This is a genomic window from Variovorax sp. 10N432 (assembly GCF_056394465.1).
Map to the genome: position 1 here is coordinate 1 of NZ_JBFTHX010000122.1, position 996 is coordinate 996.

1 protein-coding gene is annotated in these 996 nt (G+C 67.4%); it reads right to left on the reverse strand.

What is annotated here, in order from left to right; translation table 11 throughout:
- The coding region (locus tag AC1DF3_RS36920; RefSeq protein ID WP_478142803.1) for an Ig-like domain-containing protein at positions 1-996 on the reverse strand (996 nt) is incomplete at both ends.

A 996-nucleotide genomic window follows, 5' to 3' on the forward strand; every position in this document is an offset into this window, starting at 1 on the left:
CGTGCCTTCCAGTTGCGGCGTCAGGTCGTTCGTCCAGCCGTTGTTCGCCACCGGGCCCGTCACCGGCGCCTCGTCGTCGTTCAACGCCGTGATCGTCGCCCGGTTGTCCGGCCCGATGAGCTCCAGCGTGATGCCGTAGGGCGACGAGTTCGCGCCGAGGTTGCCCGCCGCGTCTTCCACCCGCGCCTCGTAGCTGTAGCTCCCGTGGTTCTCCAACTGGCCCGTCGTGTCGACGTACTTCCAGTTCGTGCCGGTGCCATCCACGGTCGCGTAGCCGATCTTGACGTTGTCCCGGTACACCGCCAGCGTCTCGTTGCCGGCCAGTGCCGACGACAGCGTCCCGCGCAGCTCCGGCTGCGAGTCGTTGGTCGTGCCGTTGTTGGCCACGTCGCCGATTCCCGGCGCCACGTCGTCCCACACCGTCGTGATCACCACCGTCTGCGACGGCTCGGACGTGTCCACGTGCACCAGGTAATCGCTCGATACGCCGCCCCGGTTGCCAGCCTGGTCTTCCACTCGCGCCGTGTAGATGTAGGTCTTGCCATCGGCAAGCCCCGCGTCGTCGAAGGTCCAGCCCGTGCCGTTCACCGTCGCCGTGCCGATCACCTGCCCGTCGCGCAACACCACGACCTTCTCCCCAGCCGCCAGCACATCGCTCAGCGTGCCGCGCAGCTGCGGCGTCGTGTCGTTCGTGTAGCCGCCGTTGCCGATCTTCTCGGCCGTCGCCAGCACGCTGCCGTCGGCCGCGACGTCGTCGTACACGCCTTCGATCGTGGTCGCCTGGGTCGGCGCCTGCGTGTCGACCGTGAACTCGAACGGGTTCGACTTCGTGCTCTCGTTGCCCGCGGCGTCGACGTTGGTCGCCTCGACGTGGTGCGGGCCATCGTTCAATTCCTTGCCCAGGTCGGGCGTGAAGCTCCACGAGCCGTCCGGGTTCACATCGGTCTCGCCGATCTTCACCCCGTTGTCGTAGATCACGACCTTCTCGCCCGAGTT